At 75.4% G+C, this 15,418-nt stretch carries 13 protein-coding genes; 3 read left to right on the forward strand and 10 right to left on the reverse strand.

Translation table 11 applies throughout. The features are described from left to right. The first annotated feature begins 16 nt into the window (after positions 1–16). Positions 17–1,162 (forward strand): sorbosone dehydrogenase family protein, encoded by a 1,146-nt coding sequence (locus DQ241_RS12465; protein ID WP_113830778.1) that lies wholly within the window; start codon positions 17–19, stop codon positions 1,160–1,162. Here the strand turns inward: DQ241_RS12465 and gatB are convergent. From gatB to gatC, 4 genes are read right to left on the reverse strand one after another with little or no spacing between them, the layout of a single operon-like run. Next, on the reverse strand, positions 1,159–2,661 hold the full coding sequence (gene gatB, locus DQ241_RS12470; RefSeq protein ID WP_113830534.1) for an Asp-tRNA(Asn)/Glu-tRNA(Gln) amidotransferase subunit GatB: 1,503 nt from the start codon (positions 2,659–2,661) through the stop codon (positions 1,159–1,161). The genes DQ241_RS12465 and gatB overlap by 4 nt on opposite strands. Continuing rightward, positions 2,658–2,846 (reverse strand): hypothetical protein, encoded by a 189-nt coding sequence (locus tag DQ241_RS12475; RefSeq protein ID WP_113830535.1) that lies wholly within the window; start codon positions 2,844–2,846, stop codon positions 2,658–2,660. Before DQ241_RS12475 ends, gatB begins: the two co-directional genes overlap by 4 nt. Further along, on the reverse strand, positions 2,843–4,381 hold the full coding sequence (gene gatA, locus DQ241_RS12480; protein ID WP_199584480.1) for an Asp-tRNA(Asn)/Glu-tRNA(Gln) amidotransferase subunit GatA: 1,539 nt from the start codon (positions 4,379–4,381) through the stop codon (positions 2,843–2,845). Before gatA ends, DQ241_RS12475 begins: the two co-directional genes overlap by 4 nt. Next, positions 4,378–4,695: an Asp-tRNA(Asn)/Glu-tRNA(Gln) amidotransferase subunit GatC gene (gene gatC, locus DQ241_RS12485; protein ID WP_113830536.1), complete on the reverse strand. Its 318-nt coding sequence runs from the start codon at positions 4,693–4,695 to the stop codon at positions 4,378–4,380. Before gatC ends, gatA begins: the two co-directional genes overlap by 4 nt. Before the next feature lie 178 nt (positions 4,696–4,873). Between gatC and DQ241_RS12490 the strand changes: the two genes are divergently transcribed. Beyond that, positions 4,874–5,542 carry an ACT domain-containing protein gene (locus DQ241_RS12490; RefSeq protein WP_113830537.1) on the forward strand — a complete coding sequence of 223 codons (669 nt, stop codon included), beginning with the start codon at positions 4,874–4,876 and terminating at the stop codon, positions 5,540–5,542. A gap of 137 nt (positions 5,543–5,679) precedes the next feature. Then, positions 5,680–7,518 (forward strand): HNH endonuclease signature motif containing protein, encoded by a 1,839-nt coding sequence (locus tag DQ241_RS12495; RefSeq protein WP_113830538.1) that lies wholly within the window; start codon positions 5,680–5,682, stop codon positions 7,516–7,518. A gap of 10 nt (positions 7,519–7,528) precedes the next feature. Here DQ241_RS12495 and ligA read toward each other — a convergent pair whose 3' ends face one another. The 6 genes from ligA to DQ241_RS12525 all read right to left on the reverse strand — a co-directional run bounded on the left by ligA (position 7,529) and on the right by DQ241_RS12525 (position 15,413). Continuing rightward, positions 7,529–9,667, reverse strand: coding sequence for an NAD-dependent DNA ligase LigA (gene ligA, locus DQ241_RS12500; RefSeq protein WP_113830539.1), 2,139 nt, complete (start codon positions 9,665–9,667; stop codon positions 7,529–7,531). Between the two features lie 58 nt (positions 9,668–9,725). Continuing rightward, positions 9,726–10,706: a methionine synthase gene (locus tag DQ241_RS12505; RefSeq protein WP_113830540.1), complete on the reverse strand. Its 981-nt coding sequence runs from the start codon at positions 10,704–10,706 to the stop codon at positions 9,726–9,728. Then, positions 10,703–11,776 (reverse strand): tRNA 2-thiouridine(34) synthase MnmA, encoded by a 1,074-nt coding sequence (gene mnmA, locus DQ241_RS12510; protein WP_113830541.1) that lies wholly within the window; start codon positions 11,774–11,776, stop codon positions 10,703–10,705. Before mnmA ends, DQ241_RS12505 begins: the two co-directional genes overlap by 4 nt. Continuing rightward, on the reverse strand, positions 11,773–12,963 hold the full coding sequence (locus tag DQ241_RS12515) for a cysteine desulfurase family protein (RefSeq protein WP_113830542.1): 1,191 nt from the start codon (positions 12,961–12,963) through the stop codon (positions 11,773–11,775). Before DQ241_RS12515 ends, mnmA begins: the two co-directional genes overlap by 4 nt. Continuing rightward, positions 12,960–14,351 carry an MFS transporter gene (locus DQ241_RS12520; protein WP_233492400.1) on the reverse strand — a complete coding sequence of 464 codons (1,392 nt, stop codon included), beginning with the start codon at positions 14,349–14,351 and terminating at the stop codon, positions 12,960–12,962. The genes DQ241_RS12515 and DQ241_RS12520 overlap by 4 nt, the downstream gene beginning before the upstream one ends. A gap of 99 nt (positions 14,352–14,450) precedes the next feature. Next, complete coding sequence (locus tag DQ241_RS12525) at positions 14,451–15,413, reverse strand: electron transfer flavoprotein subunit alpha/FixB family protein (RefSeq protein WP_113830543.1); 963 nt, start codon at positions 15,411–15,413, stop codon at positions 14,451–14,453. Positions 15,414–15,418: the final 5 nt, after the last annotated feature.

Raw genomic sequence — 15,418 nt, forward strand, 5'->3', positions numbered from 1 at the left:
ACGTACTGTGATCGGGGTGGGGCGGTCGACGGCGGTGCGCACGCGGCGGCTGCTCGCCGTCGCCGCCGCCGGGCTGCTGCTGGCCGGCTGCGGCGACGACGGCTACGAGCCCGCCGGCCCCTTCCGCCCGCTGCCCGAGGGCCAGCCGCCCCAGGTGGGGCCGCCGTCGTCGCAGGCGCCGGTCCCCGGCGAACCGGCCGAGCCCGGTGCCGAGGAGGAGGGCGGGGACCCCAACGTCGTCGCCACCGGCCTGTCGGTGCCCACGGGGCTGGCGCTGCTGCCCGACGGCAGCGCCGTGGTCGGCGAGCGCGACACCGGCCGGTTGCTGCAGGTCTTCCCCGACCGCTCCCCCGCCCGCGAGCTGATGACCCTGCCGGGCGTCGACACCGCCGGTGACGGCGGGCTGCTCGGGCTGGCGATCTCGCCGACCTATCCCGAGGACGGGCTGCTGTACGCCTACGTCTCGACGGCCACCGACAACCGCGTGGTGCGCTTCCCGATCGGCGGCACCCCCAACCCGGTGCTCACCGGGATCCCCCGCGGCGAGGTGCACAACGGCGGCGGGCTGGTGTTCGACGCCGAGGGCCACCTGCTCGTGGGGACCGGGGACACCGGGAACCCGGCGCTGTCGACCGACCCCGCGTCGCTGGCCGGCAAGGTGCTCCGGGTCGACGTGTTCGGCCGGGCGGTGGGGGCGGGCGGTCCGGTGTTCAGCAGCGGCCACCGCGACGTCACCGCGGTGTGCACGGCCGGCGACCAGGGCACCTACGCGGCCGACGCCTCGCGGGAGGGCCCGGACGAGCTCGACCGGCTCACCGAGGGCGGGGACCACGGCCCGGGCGGCATCCCCCCGCTCGTCGAGATCCCGGTCGGCGAGGACGGGCTCGGCGGCTGCGCCGCGGCCGGCAGCGGCGTCTTCCTGGGCGCGCTCGACGGCCGGCGCGTGCACGCCGTCGCGCTGGACGAGAACGGCGCCGTCACCGGTGAGCCCGAGGAGTTCCTGGGCGACGAGTACGGCCGGCTGCGCACCGTCGTCCTCGACCCGCAGGGCGCGCTGTGGATCACCACGTCCAACCGCGACGGGATCGGGACGCCCGCTGCGGACGACGACAAGGTGCTGCGCATCCAGCCGCCGTCCGCCGCGGGAGGCAGTCCGCTCTAGGAGCTGACCAGCCGCTCCTCGAGCATGCGCTTCACGGTGGCGGCGTCGGCCTTGCCCCGGGTGGTCTTCATGACCGCGCCGACGAGCGCACCGATGGCCTGCACCTTCCCGCCGCGCACCTTGTCGGCGACGTCGGGGTTGCCCTCGATGGCGGCCTCGACCGCGGCGACCAGCTCGTCGGAGTCGCCCATGACGGCCAGGCCGCGCGACTTGACGACCGCTGCCGGGTCGCCCTCGCCCGCGAGCACGCCGTCCAGCGCCTGGCGGGCGAGCTGGTCGTTGACCGTGCCGGCCTGGACCAGCCCGGCCAGCTCCGCGACCTGCGCCGGGGTCACCGGCAGCTGCGCGAGCTCGACGCCGGCGTCGTTGGCGCGGCGGGCCAGCTCGCCCAGCCACCACTTGCGGGCGTCGGCCGGGGTGGCCCCGGCGGCGACGGTCCCGGCGACCAGCTCGACGGCACCGGCGTTCGCGATCCACGCCATCTCGGTGGCCGACAGGCCCCACTCCTCCTGCAGCCGCACGCGGCGGGCGGCGGGGAGCTCCGGCAGCGCGGCCCGCAGCTTCTCGATCCACTCCTCGTCGGGGGCGATCGGCACGAGGTCGGGCTCCGGGAAGTACCGGTAGTCGGTCGCCTCCTCCTTGCTGCGCCCCTCCGAGGTGCTGCCGGAGTCCTCGTGGAAGTGCCGGGTCTCCTGCACCACGCGCCGGCCGGCGTCCAGGACGGCGGCCTGGCGGCGCATCTCGAAGCGCACCGAGCGCTCGACCGAGCGCAGCGAGTTCACGTTCTTGGTCTCGGTGCGGGTGCCCCACTCGAGGCTGCCGATCGGGGCCAGCGAGGTGTTGACGTCCGAGCGCAGGTTGCCCTGCTCCATGCGGACCTCGGAGACGCCCAGGGCGAGCAGGATCTCGCGCAGCTCGGTGACGTAGGCCTTGGCCACCTCGGGGGCCTTGGCGCCGGTGCCCGGGATCGGCCGGGTCACGATCTCCACGAGCGGGATGCCGGCGCGGTTGTAGTCGACCAGCGAGTGGTCGGCACCGTGGATCCGGCCGGTGGCGCCACCGACGTGCAGGTTCTTGCCGGTGTCCTCCTCGATGTGCACCCGCTCGATCTCGACGCGGTAGGTCTCGCCGTCCACCTCGACGTCCAGGTGGCCGGCGGTGCACAGCGGCTCGTCGTACTGGCTGGTCTGGAAGCCCTTGGGGATGTCCGGGTAGAAGTAGTTCTTCCGGGCGAAGCGGGACCAGCTCGCGATGCGGCAGCCGAGGGCCAGGCCGATGCGGATGGTCGACTCGATGGCCGCCTCGTTGACCACCGGCAGCGCGCCGGGCAGGCCCAGGCAGACGGGGCAGGTCTGGGTGTTCGGCTCGGCCCCGAAGGTGGTGGAGCAGCCGCAGAACATCTTCGAGGCGGTGCCCAGCTCGACGTGGGTCTCCAGCCCGATGACCGGCTCGTAGCGGGTCAGCACCTCGTCGAAGTCGACCAGGGTGTCGGTGCTCACGGGGTGGGGTCCTCCTTCGAGGCGGTGCGCTCGGCGCGACCGGTCAGCACGGCGCCGACCGCGGTCAGCACGCCGAGGACGAGAAAGACGGCGAAGACGGGGCGGCCGGTGGCGATCCAGCCGACGACCCCCGCGACGATGACGAACGCGGTGAGGCCCCAGGCGGCCTTGAGCGCCCCGTTCACGCGGCGCCCCCCGCGGGGGTGGCGAGCCCGTCGAGGAACCGGTGCCCGCGGGCGGAGTCCTGGGCGGCCTCCAGCGCGGCGGCGACCGTGTAGCAGCGGTCGTCGGCCAGGGCCGGTGCCATCACCTGGAAGCCGACGGGCAGGCCGTCGGAGAGCCCGCACGGCACGGAGATCGCCGGGAGGCCGGCGAGGCTCGCCGGCAGCGTGCACAGGTCGGCGGCGTACATGGCGATCGGGTCGTCCACTCGCGCGCCCACCGGCCAGGCGACGGTCGGGCTGGTCGGGCTGACCAGCACGTCGACGTCGTCCCAGGCGGAGGTGAAGTCGCGGGTGATCAGCGTGCGGACCTTCTGCGCCTGCCCGTAGTAGGCCTCGTAGTAGCCGCTGGACAGCGCGTAGGTGCCGAGGATGATCCGGCGCTTCACCTCGGGGCCGAAGCCCTGCTCGCGGGTGAGCGCCATGACCTCGTCGAGGTCGCGGCTGCCGTCGTCGCCGACGCGCAGCCCGTACCGGACGCCGTCGAAGCGGGCCAGGTTGGACGACGCCTCGCTCGGCGCGATCAGGTAGTAGGCCGGCAGGGCGAGGTCGAAGGCCGGGCAGGAGACCTGCCGGACCTCGGCACCCATGCCCTCGAGCAGCGCGACCGCCTCGGCGAAGCGGGCGAGCACCCCGGGCTCGTAGCCGTCGGTGTGCCCGTCGCCGCCCAGCTCGGTGACGACGCCGACGCGCAGCCCCGTGAGGTCGCCCTCGGCGCCGCGGCGGGCCGCCTCGGCGAGGACGCCCACCGGCGCGTCGATGCTGGTGGAGTCGAGCGGGTCGTGCCCGCCGATGGCCTCGTGCAGCAGCGCGGCGTCGAGGACGGTCCGCGTCATCGGCCCGGCCTGGTCGAGGCTCGACGAGAACGCGATGAGGCCGAAGCGGGACACCGAGCCGTAGGTGGGCTTGTGCCCGACCAGGCCGGTGACGGCGGCCGGCTGGCGGATCGAGCCGCCGGTGTCGGTGCCGATGGCCCAGGGCGCCAGGCTGCCCGCGACCGCGGCCGACGAGCCGCCGGAGGAGCCGCCGGGGATGCGGTCGTGGTCCCACGGGTTGCGGGTGACCTTGTAGGCGGAGTTCTCGGTGGAGGAGCCCATCGCGAACTCGTCCATGTTGGTCTTGCCGAGCAGCACGGTGCCGGCGGCCTTGAGCCGCGCCGCGACGGTGGCGTCGTACGGCGGTCGCCAGCCCTCGAGGATCTTCGAGCCGCTGGTGGTGGGCACGCCCTCGGTGACGACGACGTCCTTGAGCGCGAGCGGGATGCCGGCCAGCGGGCCGAGCTCCTCGCCCTTGGCGCGGGCGGCGTCGATCTCGCCGGCCGCGGCGAGCGCGGCGTCGGCGTCGACGTGGAGGTAGGCGCCCAGGTCGCCGTCGGTGGCCTGGATCCGGTCCAGGTAGGCCTGGGTCACCTCGGCGGAGCTGACCTCGCCGGCGGCGAGCAGCCGACCGAGCTCGGCGGCGTCGGTGCTGGTCAGGGGCGCGCTCACGGGGGTGCTCACGCCTCCTCCCCCAGGATGCGCGGCACGCGGAAGCGGTCGTCCTCGGCGGCCGGCGCACCGGCCAGGACCACCTCGCGCGGCAGGCTCGGACGGGCGACGTCCGGCCGCATGACGTTGGTCATGGGCACCGCGTGCGTGGTCGGCGGGACGTCGGCGACGTCGGCCTTGCCGACCTGCGCGACCGCGTCCAGCACGGCGGCCAGCTGCCCGGCGAAGAGGTCGAGCTCCTCGTCGGTCACCGCCAGCCGGGCCAGGTGCGCCAGGTGGGCCACCTCGTCTCGGGACAGCTGACCCTTCGGGGACGGCGTGCTCATTCGGGGCGGAACTCCACTTCAGCGGTGCGCGACGGTCTCGCCGGCGGCCCTTCCCTGGACCGGGGCCTGACCTTGCCACTGTACGTGGGGGGTCCCGGCGCCCCGTCAGCGTGAGAAGCTGCCCGTGCCCACGATCGACGCGGATCGGCGCTCACGCGAGGACGAGTCCGGAGGAACCGTGTCCTATCTCCTGCGCCTGGTCGTGCCCGACCGGCCCGGCATCCTGGGTGCCGTCGCGACCGCGCTCGGCACCGCGGGCATCGACATCGTGTCCCTCGACGTGCTCGAGCGCGGCAACGGCGTCGCCGTGGACGACGTCGTGGTCGACCTGCCCCCGGACCGGCTGCCCGACAGCCTGATCACCGTGGCCCAGGGCATCCCCGGCGTGCAGGTGGAGTCGCTGCGGCCGTTCGCCGGCCCGCTGGACACCCACCGCGAGCTGGAGCTGCTGGAGTCGCTGTCCCGCGCGGGTGCGGGGACGGCGGAGAAGCTCCTCGCCGCCGAGCTGCCGCGGGTCTTCCACGCCGGGTGGGCGGTGGTCCTCGACTGCGGGCCGACCGTCGGCTGGCAGGTCATCGCGGCCTCCGACGCGGCCCCCGCGTTCGACGACGTCGAGCTGCCCTGGATGCCGCTGACCACGCCCCGGCTCCTGCCGAGCGAGGACGACTGGGTGCCCGAGCGGTGGCGCGAGATGATGATCGAGATGATGGCGACGCCGTACGGCGGGGACGGCTGCGCCGTGGTGCTGGGCCGCTCCGGCGGGCCGGCGTTCCGCCGCTCGGAGCTGCTGCGGCTGGTGCACCTGACCGGCATCGCCGCGACCGTGACGTACCTGCCACCGGCCTGACCCAGGAGCAGTCGGCCGACTCCCGGTCCGCCATCCCGGGCCGCCCGTCGGAGGCCCGGCTCCTTGACGCCGCGCTTCGCCGCAGACCTGCGTGCGCCGCCCGAGAACTGTCAGTGGTCGAACATACGATCGATCACATGACAGCGGCTCCCGCTCCGCCCGCCCCCGCGGTGGGGTGGGCGGTGGGTGCGCTGGGTGCGATGCAGGCCGCGGACCGGGAGATCGCCCGGCAGACGGCGGTGCGTGCTCGCGCGGTGGCGGAGTTCGCCGCGTCGCGGCCGGCATCGGCCGACCGGCAGCCGGGTGAGCCGGGGGCGATGAGCGCGGGGCGCCGCGCGGCGCGGGACGAGGTGCTGGCGGACGTGAGCGAGTGGGCCGCGCCGGAGCTGGTCATCGCGCTGTCGATCAGCCAGCCGGCGGCCGAGGACCTGCTGGAGCGCTCGCTGGCCCTGGTCCACCGGCTGCCGGGCGTGCTGGCCGCGCTGGAGGCCGGGCGGCTGCACGTCGGGCACCTGCGGCCGCTGCTCGACCACGTCGCCCCGATCGCCGACGCGACCGTGCGGGGGTGGGTGGAGCGGGAGGCTCTGGACTGGGTAGCCGGCCGGTCGGTGACCACCCCGCCACAGCTCGGGGCGAAGCTGCGCCGGCTGGTGCTGGCCCACGACGCGGAGGCCGCCGCCCGGCGGCTGGTGAAGGCGCTGCGCGAGCGCGGCATCTCCGCCCGTCCCGACCACCGCGAGGGCATGTCGGTGGTCACCGCCCTGCTCACCACACCGGAGGCGGCGGCGCTGATGGACGCCCTGGGCCGCTACGCCGACGCCCTCGACGAGCCCGGGGACCGCCGGACCCGCGGCCAGAAGATGACCGACGTGCTGCTGGACCTCGTGCTGCGCCCGGGCGAGCACGACCACGGCCCGGTGCGGGCGCAGCTGACCGTGGTCGCCGGGGTGCCGGCGCTGCTGGGCGGGAACCAGCCGGGAGAGATCGGCGGGCAGGCCGTGCCCGCGGAGATGGTCCGCGCCCTGGCCCGGGCCCTCGGCCTGCTCCCCGCTGCCGACGGCGCGCCGGCCGCCGAGCGCGCCGACATCGACGCCGAGCGGTGGACCGCGGCCGACGAGCGCTGGTGGGCCGATGTCGAAGCACGGGCGCTGCGCGGCGAGTGGGGCGGCGAGGACGAGCCACCGCCGGAGGTGATGGAGCAGATCTGGGCACGTGAAGCCGCCTGGTACCCACCCGACGATGGCCTCGACGAGCCGGCACGGGCCCAGCAGCCCGACGACGACACCGCCACCCCTGCCGCGACCGGTACCGGTGGGTGGGCGACCGCCGACACGGCCGTGGACGCCGCCGGCGCTGCGCTGCTCGACCTCGACTCCGCGCTGGGCCGTGCCCGCCGGGCAGTGGCCGACGCCGAGCGCGCGGACGCGCTCGACGAGCACGCCTGGCAGCTCAGCCCTGCCGGCCGGATCAGCGCAGCCGGCAACGCCCTCGACGCCCTGGCCGCAGCCACCGACGCGTCGCGGGCCGCCCTCGCCGACCTGCTGGAGGCCACCGCCGGCGGCGGGTTGGCCGACCGGCCCCGCATCGCGCTCGTCGACGAGCTCACCGGCGCGCTGCTCGCCCTGACCGACGCCCCCGAGCTGCGCCGGGCCGCCCAGCACGGCACCGGTCTCGGCCCACCACCACCCACCGACGGCTACCGGCCCGCCACCCGCCTCGACCGCTACGTGCGCGCCCGCGACCGGCGCTGCCGCCAGCCAGGCTGCCGCCGCCTCGTCGCCCGCGGCGAACTCGACCACGACCGGCCGTATCCCGACGGCCCCACCGCCGCGCACAACCTCACCGGCTTCTGCACCGGCCACCACCGCGGCAAGCACCAGGCCCCCGGCTGGACCTACGACCTCCGGCCCGACGGCACCCTCACCGTCACCACACCCAGCGGCCTGACCGCCACGACGACACCGCCGCCCTACTGACCGATGGGGGCTACTCGCTGCCCTCGCCGATCGTGGCGACCTCGCGGGCGGCGTCCGGCCCCTGCTCGAGCAGCACCCGGAAGCCGTCGTCGTCCAGGATCGGCGCCTTGACCTGCACGGCCTTGTCGTACTTGCTGCCGGGATCGGCGCCGACGACCACGAACCCGGTCTTCTTCGACACCGAGCCGGTGACCTTGCCGCCGCGCTCCTGGATCGCCGCCGTCGCCTGGTCCCGGCTGTAGTCCCGCAGCGATCCGGTCACCACGACGGTCACGCCGGTCAGCGGACCGGGTCCGGCGTCCTCCCCCTCGTCGGCCATGCGCACACCGGCCTGCCGCCACCGCTCGACGACGCCCCGGTGCCAGTCGACGGCGAACCAGTCGCGGATCGACCTCGCGATCGTGGGCCCGACGCCGTCGGCCGCGGCCAGCTCCTCCTCGCTCGCCTCGGCGATCCGGTCGAGGGAGCGGAAGTCGCGGGCCAGCGCCTGGGCGGCGGTCGGCCCGACGTGCCGGATGGACAGCGCGACGAGCACCCGCCAGAGCGGGACGTCCTTGCGGCTGTCCAGGTTCGCCAGCAGCTTCGCGCCGTTGGCCGATAGCTGGCCGTTCTTCTTGGTGAAGAAGTCGCTGCGCTGCAGCTTCTCCTCGTCAAGGAAGAAGATGTCGCCCTCGTCCTGGAGCAGCCCGCTCTGCAGCAGCGCGATCGCCGCCTCGTACCCGAGCACCTCGATGTCGAAGGCACCGCGGCCGGCGACGTGGAAGACGCGCTCCCGCAGCTGCGCGGGGCAGGACCGGGCGTTGGGGCAGCGGATGTCGGCGTCGCCCTCCTTCTCCGGGCGCAGCTCGGTGCCGCACTCGGGGCAGTGCGTCGGCATGACGAACTCACACTCGGAGCCGTCCCGGTTCGCCGTCACCGGGCCCAGCACCTCGGGGATGACGTCGCCGGCCTTGCGGATGACGACGGTGTCGCCGATCAGCACGCCCTTGCGCTTCACCTCGCTGGCGTTGTGCAGCGTGGCCAGCTGCACGGTCGAGCCGGCCACCTTCACCGGCTCCATGTAGGCGAACGGCGTGACCCGACCGGTGCGACCGACGTTGACCCGGATGTCGAGCAGCTTCGTCGTCGCCTCCTCCGGCGGGTACTTGAACGCGATCGCCCACCGCGGCGCCCGCGACGTCGAGCCCAGCCGGCGCTGCAGCGCCACCTGGTCCACCTTGACCACGACGCCGTCGATCTCGTGCTCGACGGAGTGCCGCTGCTCGCGGTACCGCTCGATGTAGGCCCACACGCCCTCGAGGTCGTCGACCACCTCGTAGCGCTCGCTGGTGGGCAGCCCGAGCTCGCGCAGCCGCCCGTAGGCCTCCGACTGCCGCTCCGGCTGCCAGCCGTCGTGGGAGCCCAGGCCGTGCACGATCAGCCGCAGCGGCCGGGAGGCGGTGACCCGCGGGTCCTTCTGCCGCAGCGACCCGGCCGCGGCGTTGCGCGGGTTGGCGAACGGGGCCTTGCCCTGCTCGACCATCGCGGCGTTCAGGTCGGCGAACGCGGCGACCGGGAAGTAGATCTCCCCGCGCACCTCGAGCCGCTCCGGCAGGTCGTCACCGGTCAGCTGCTGCGGGATGTCCTGCATGGTGCGCACGTTCGCCGTCACGTCCTCACCGGTGACGCCGTCACCCCGGGTCGCGGCCCGCACCAGCCGGCCGCGCTCGTACAGCAGCGCCACGGCCAGGCCGTCGATCTTCAGCTCGCACAGCCAGCTGACCCCGCTGCCGGCGTCGCGCTCGACGCGCGCCGCCCAGGCGGACAGCTCGTCGCTGCTGAACGCGTTGTCGAGGCTCTGCATGCGCTCGAGGTGCTCGACGGGCGCGAAGGTGGCCGCGAACCCGCCGTTGACCTTCTGGCTCGGCGACTCGGGGGTGACCAGCGCCGGGTGGGCCGCCTCGATCGCCTTGAGCTCGGCCATCAGCGCGTCGTACTGGCCGTCGCTCACAAGCGGCTCGTCGCGCACGTAGTACGCGAACGCGTAGCGGTCCAGCTCCTCGGAGAGGTCGCGGTGCCGCGTGCGCGCCTCGTCGGGGACCTCCGTGAGGTCCTCGCGGTCGGTGGTGGCGGCGACCACGGGTGCGTCGAGTTCGGCCTCGGTGCTCACGCCCGGAACGGTATCCGGAGGGTGCGACGGCGAACCGGTGGTCACCCGGTCAGGGCGGTCACTCGGGCTGCAGGTACTTCGCCGCTTCGCGCACGTGGGTCATGGCGGCGCGGGCGTAGGACGGGCTCGCTCCGGCCAGACCGCAGGCGGGCGTGAGCGTGACCGCGGAGAGCAGCTGCTCGACGGGGAAGCCGAGCTCCCGCCACCACGCCTGCACCCGGGAGGCCGTCGCCTTCGCCGTCGGCAGGGTGGTGTCAGTGCCGGGGACGACGCCGGTCAGCAGGTGCACCCCGGCGTCCACGGCCTCGCCGACGGCGTCCAGGTCCTGCACCAGCCCGAGGTCGAAGGACAGCCCGGCGGCGCCGGCGGCGCGGAACAGCCCGAGCGGCATCCGGCGCGCGCAGCAGTGCACCACCACCGGCACCGGCAGGACCTCGACGACGGCGCGCAGCTCCTGCTCGACCTGCTCGGCGGGGACGGCGGGCAGCCGCCCGAACCCGCTGGCCGTCGGCAGCCCGCCCTCCAGCACGGCGGGGACGCTCGGCTCGTCCAGCTGGACGACCACCCGCGCGCCCGGCAGCCGCGCGCCGACCGCGGCGACGTGCGCGGCGACCCCCTCGGCCAGGGACTGCGCCAGGTCCCGCCGGGCGCCGGCGTCGACGACGGCGCGCTCGCCGCGAATGCGCTCGAGCGAGGCGGCGAGGGTGAAGGGCCCGGCGGCCTGCACCTTGAACGGCCCGGCGTACCCCTCGGCCAGGTCGTGCAGCGCGTCGAGGTCGCGGGCGAGGAACTCCGCCGCGCGGCGCTGGTCGACCCCCGAGCGCGGCACCAGCCGCCAGCCCGCCGGGGTCAGGTCGACGGCGAGGTCGACGAGCAGCGCGGCGCTGCGGCCGATCATGTCGGCGCCGGCGCCGCGGCCCGGCAGCTCGGGCAGGTGCGGCAGGTCGGGCAGCTCCCCGAGGACGAGGCGCACCGCCTCGGCGGGGTCGGTGCCGGGGAGGGACCCGACGCCCGTCGCGGCGCCGAACGCCGACGTCACCGGGCGCCCGCCACGGCGGCCTGCCCCAGGACGAGGTCACCCCGCACCGGGTCCGGCTCGTACAGCACCGCCGACTGCCCCGGCGCCACCCCGCGCTGCGGCTGGGCGAGCTCGATGACCAGACCGCCGCCGTCGTCCGCGGACACCTCGCACGCCACCGGGGTGCCGTGCGCGCGCAGCTGCACCTCGCAGCGGAACGGCAGCGACGGCGCCGTCCCGGTCCACGTCGGGACGCCGGTGCGCACCTCGTCGACCGACGCCTGGTCGGCGGTCCCGATGGTCACCGTGCGCGACACCGGCTCGATGCCCAGCACGTAGCGCGGCCGCGAGTCACCGGCGCTCACGCCCAGCCCGCGGCGCTGGCCCACGGTGAAGCCGTAGGTGCCGTCGTGCTCGCCGACCGTCGTCCCGGTGGCGGCGTCCACCACCGGCCCCGGGCGGCTGCCCAGCTTCCGCGAGAGGAAGCCACGGGTGTCGCCGTCCGGGATGAAGCAGATGTCGTGCGAGTCGGGCTTGGCCGCCACCGCGAAGCCGCGCTCGGCGGCGATCTCGCGGACCCGGTCCTTGGTCATCCCGCCCAGCGGGAACGCCGCGGCCGCCAGCTGCGCAGGCGTGAGCACGCCCAGCACGTAGGACTGGTCCTTGGCGGCGTCGACCGAACGGCGCAGCTGCCCGTCTGCCAGCCGCGCGTGGTGGCCGGTGACGACGGCGTCGAAGCCCAGCGCGCGGGCGCGGTCGAGCACCGCGGAGAACTTGATCTTCTCGTTGCAGCGCAGGCACGGGTTCGGGGTGCGCCCCGCGGCGTACTCGGCCACGAAGTCGTCGACGACGTCCTCGGTGAACCGGTCGGCCATGTCCCAGACGTAGAACGGGATGCCCAGCTCGTCGGCGACCCGGCGCGCGTCGTGCGAGTCCTCGACGCTGCAGCACCCGCGGGCACCGCTACGCAGCGTCTGCCGGTCCTGCGACAGCGCCAGGTGCACACCGGTGACGTCGTGGCCGGCGTCGACCGCCAGTGCGGCGGCGACGGCGGAGTCCACTCCCCCGCTCATCGCGGCGAGGACCCTCACCGCCGGCCCATCCCGGCGTTGCGCGCGCGCTCCACCACCGGCGCGATCACCTCGAGGACGGCGTCGACGTCGGCGTCGGTCGACGTGTGCCCGAGGCTGAACCGCAGCGAGCTGCGCGCGCGGTCGGCGTCGGCACCCACGGCGAGCAGCACGTGGCTGGGCCGGGCCACCCCGGCGCTGCAGGCCGATCCGGTCGAGCACTCGATGCCCTTGGCGTCGAGCAGCATGAGCAGGGCGTCGCCCTCCGCACCGGGGAAGGACAGGTGCGCGTTGCCGGGCAGCCGCCCGGGCCCGCCGGCGACGACGTCGTCCAGCGGCGCGCCGTTCAGCTGGGCGTCCGGCACCTGGGCGACGATCCCGGCCACGAGCCGGTCGCGCAGCGCGGCCAGCCGGGCCGCGCGGTCATCGCGGGACGCGACGGCGCTGACCGCGGCGGTCGCCAGGCCGACGATCGCCGCGACGTCGAGGGTGCCGGAGCGGACGTCGCGCTCCTGGCCCCCGCCGTGCAGCAGCGGGGTGCACTCGGCCTCGCGGCGCAGCAGCAGCACGCCGGCGCCCATCGGACCACCGAGCTTGTGGCCGGCCATGGTGAGCGCGTCGACCCCGCTCGCCGCGAAGTCGACCGGCACCTGCCCGACCGCCTGGACGGCGTCGGTGTGCAGCGGGACGTCGACTGCGTGCGCGACCGCGGCCAGCGCCGCGACGTCGCTCACCGTGCCGATCTCGTTGTTGGCCCACATGGCGCTGGCGACGGCGACGTCGCGCCCGTCGCCCAGCGCGTCGGCGAGGGCCTCGGGGTGCACCCGGCCGGCCGGGTCGACCGGCAGCCAGGTGACCTCGGCGCCGTCGTGCTTGACCAGCCACTCGACGCTGTCCAGGACGGCGTGGTGCTCGGCCGGGCTGACCACCAGCCGGCGCCGCTGGGCGTCCGCGGCCCGGCGGGCCCAGAACAGCCCCTTGACGGCGAGGTTGTCGCTCTCCGTGCCGCCGCCGGTGAACAGCACCTCCGACGGGCGGGCGCCCAGCGCCTCGGCCAGCCGCTCGCGGGACTGCTCGGCCACCCGGCGCGCGGCCCGGCCGCTGGCGTGCAGCGAGGACGCGTTGCCGACGCGGCCCAGCTGCTCGCTCATCGCGGCCAGCACCTCGGGCAGCACAGGGGTCGTCGCCGCGTGGTCCAGGTACGTCATGTCGCCGCCAGGGTAGTCGCGGTATCCCGGGCCTCCGGCGCGGGACGGGAGCCGGCCCGGGGCGCGGCCGCCGCGCCCAGGGCGGCCAGCAGGGTGAGGACGGCGACGGCGGTGAGCACCGCGGCCTCGAAGGAGAGCACCCCGGCCACGCCCGCCGCGACCAGGACGCCGGTGGTACCGATGGCCAGGGCCGAGGCGGTGACGTCGGCGATCTGGAACGCCGCGGAGTCCGCGCCCCGGCGCTCCTCGGGCGACTGGTCGAGCAGCAGCACGCTGAGGCTGGGCATGCCCAGGCCCATCCCGAGCCCGGCGACCGCCCAGGTGAGGTAGACCGGCCAGCCGTGCAGCGCCGGGACGGTGACCAGCGCGCTGGTGGCCAGGCCGACGGCGAGCAGGGCGAAGCCGGCGCGCAGGATGCGCACCCGCGGCACGTCCGGCCGCCGGCTCTGCAGCTGCGAGGCCAGCGCCCACCCGAGGGCGCCGGCGGTGAGCGGCACCCCGGCCGCGGTCGGTGTGTACCCGTGCAGCTCGGTGAGGGTCAGCGGGAGCAGCACGTCCATGCCGAAGAAGGCGCCGGCCAGCAGCCCGCGGCCGCCCACGACGGCGGGCAGCCCCGGGCGCAGCCGCACCGTGCCGGCCGGCACCAGCGGCCGCAGCCCGGCGACCAGGGCGGCCAGCCCGCCCGCCGCGACGGCGACGGCGAGCAGGTCCAGCCGCTGCCCGGCGTACTGCAGCGCGGCGATCCCGAGCCCGGCCAGCAGCGCCCACCAGTGCCGGTGCCGCGCGCCCTCCGGCGCAGCCGTGGGGGCGCCGAAGCGGCGCAGCGCCGGCAGGATCAGCCCGAGGCCGACGGCGATCAGCGGCAGCAGCCCGAGGAACACCCAGCGCCACCCGGCGTGGGTGGTGATCAGCCCGGCCAGCAGCGGCCCGACCAGCGCCGGCAGCACCCAGGCGGCGGAGAAGGCGGCGAACAGCTTCGGCCGCAGCGCCGGCTCGTAGGCCTGCCCGGCGACGACGTACAGGGCGACGCTGATGATCCCGGCGCCGACGCCCTGCACCGCCCGGGCCGCGACGAACCAGGCCATCGACCCGGCCAGCCCGCCGAGGAGGAGGCCCGCGGCGAAGAGCGCGACGCCCACCAGCAGCGCCACCCGGGAGCCGCGGCGGTCGCCGACGTCGCCGCCGGCGACCATCCCGACGACGGAGGCGACCAGGTAGGCGCTGAACGGCCAGCCGTACCAGGCCAGCCCGTCGAGCTCGGCGACCGCGGTGGGCATGGCCGTCGCCACCGCCATCGACTCGAACGCCACGAACGTGACCAGCATGAGCAGGCCGGCGGTGGTCAGCCGGTGAGCGCGGCCGAACACCGTCGTCGTCCCGTCACCCACGTCCTGGCCCAACCCCTCCGTCGTCCCGACACTTCCCGGACACGCGTCGAGCGCCGCCCCCGGAGGGGACGGCGCTCGGCTGCGTGGTGGCGCTGACCGCTACTTGCGGGCGTTGACCAGCTCGGTGGCCTGCGGGACCACCGTGTTGAGGTCGCCGATGACACCGAAGTCGGCGAGCTCGAAGATCGGCGCCTCGGGGTCCTTGTTGATGGCGACGATGGTCTTCGAGGTCTGCATGCCGGCGCGGTGCTGGATGGCACCGGAGATGCCGACGGCGACGTAGAGCTGCGGCGACACGGTCTTGCCGGTCTGACCCACCTGGAAGCTGTGCGGGTAGAAGCCGGAGTCGACCGCGGCGCGCGAGGCGCCGACGGCGGCACCGAGCGAGTCGGCGAGCGCCTCGATGATCGAGAAGTTCTCGGCGCTGGCCACACCGCGACCGCCGGAGACCACGATCGAGGCCTCGGTGAGCTCGGGGCGGCTGCTCTTCTGCTCGACGACCCGGTCGGTCACCTTGGCGCCCTTGGCGGCGTCCGAGATGGACACGGCCACGGTCTGCTCGGTGCCCGCGGCCGGAGCCGGCTCGGGGGCGACCGAGTTGCCGCGCAGCGTGTAGATCGGGGTGCCGGCGGTGACCTTGGAGTGCACGATCACCTGGCCGGCGAACGCGACCTGGGTCGCGGTGCCGTCGGCGGCGATCTCGGTGACGTCGGTCAGGAAGCCGCTGCCCACCTTGATGGCGACGCGGGCGGCGATCTCCTTGCCCTCCGGGGAGGACGGGACGACGACGGCGGCCGGGGACTTCTCCTGCACCAGCTGGGCCAGCACCTCGGCCTTGGGGGCGACGAGGAACTCGTCGACCTCGGGGGCCTCGGCGACGTAGACGGTGGCCGCGCCGTACTCGGCGAGCTGGTCGCGGACGCCCGCGGCGGTGCCGGGGGCGGCGATGACGACGGCCGACGGCTCACCCAGCGCACGCGCCGCGGTGAGGGCTTCCAGGGTGGTCTTGCGGACACCGCCGCCGGCCGGGTTCAGCTCGGCCAGGACCAGGACCTCTGCCATGAGTG

Origin of the sequence: Blastococcus sp. TF02A-30, assembly GCF_003319185.1 — a bacterium.
Lineage (GTDB): Bacteria > Actinomycetota > Actinomycetes > Mycobacteriales > Geodermatophilaceae > Blastococcus.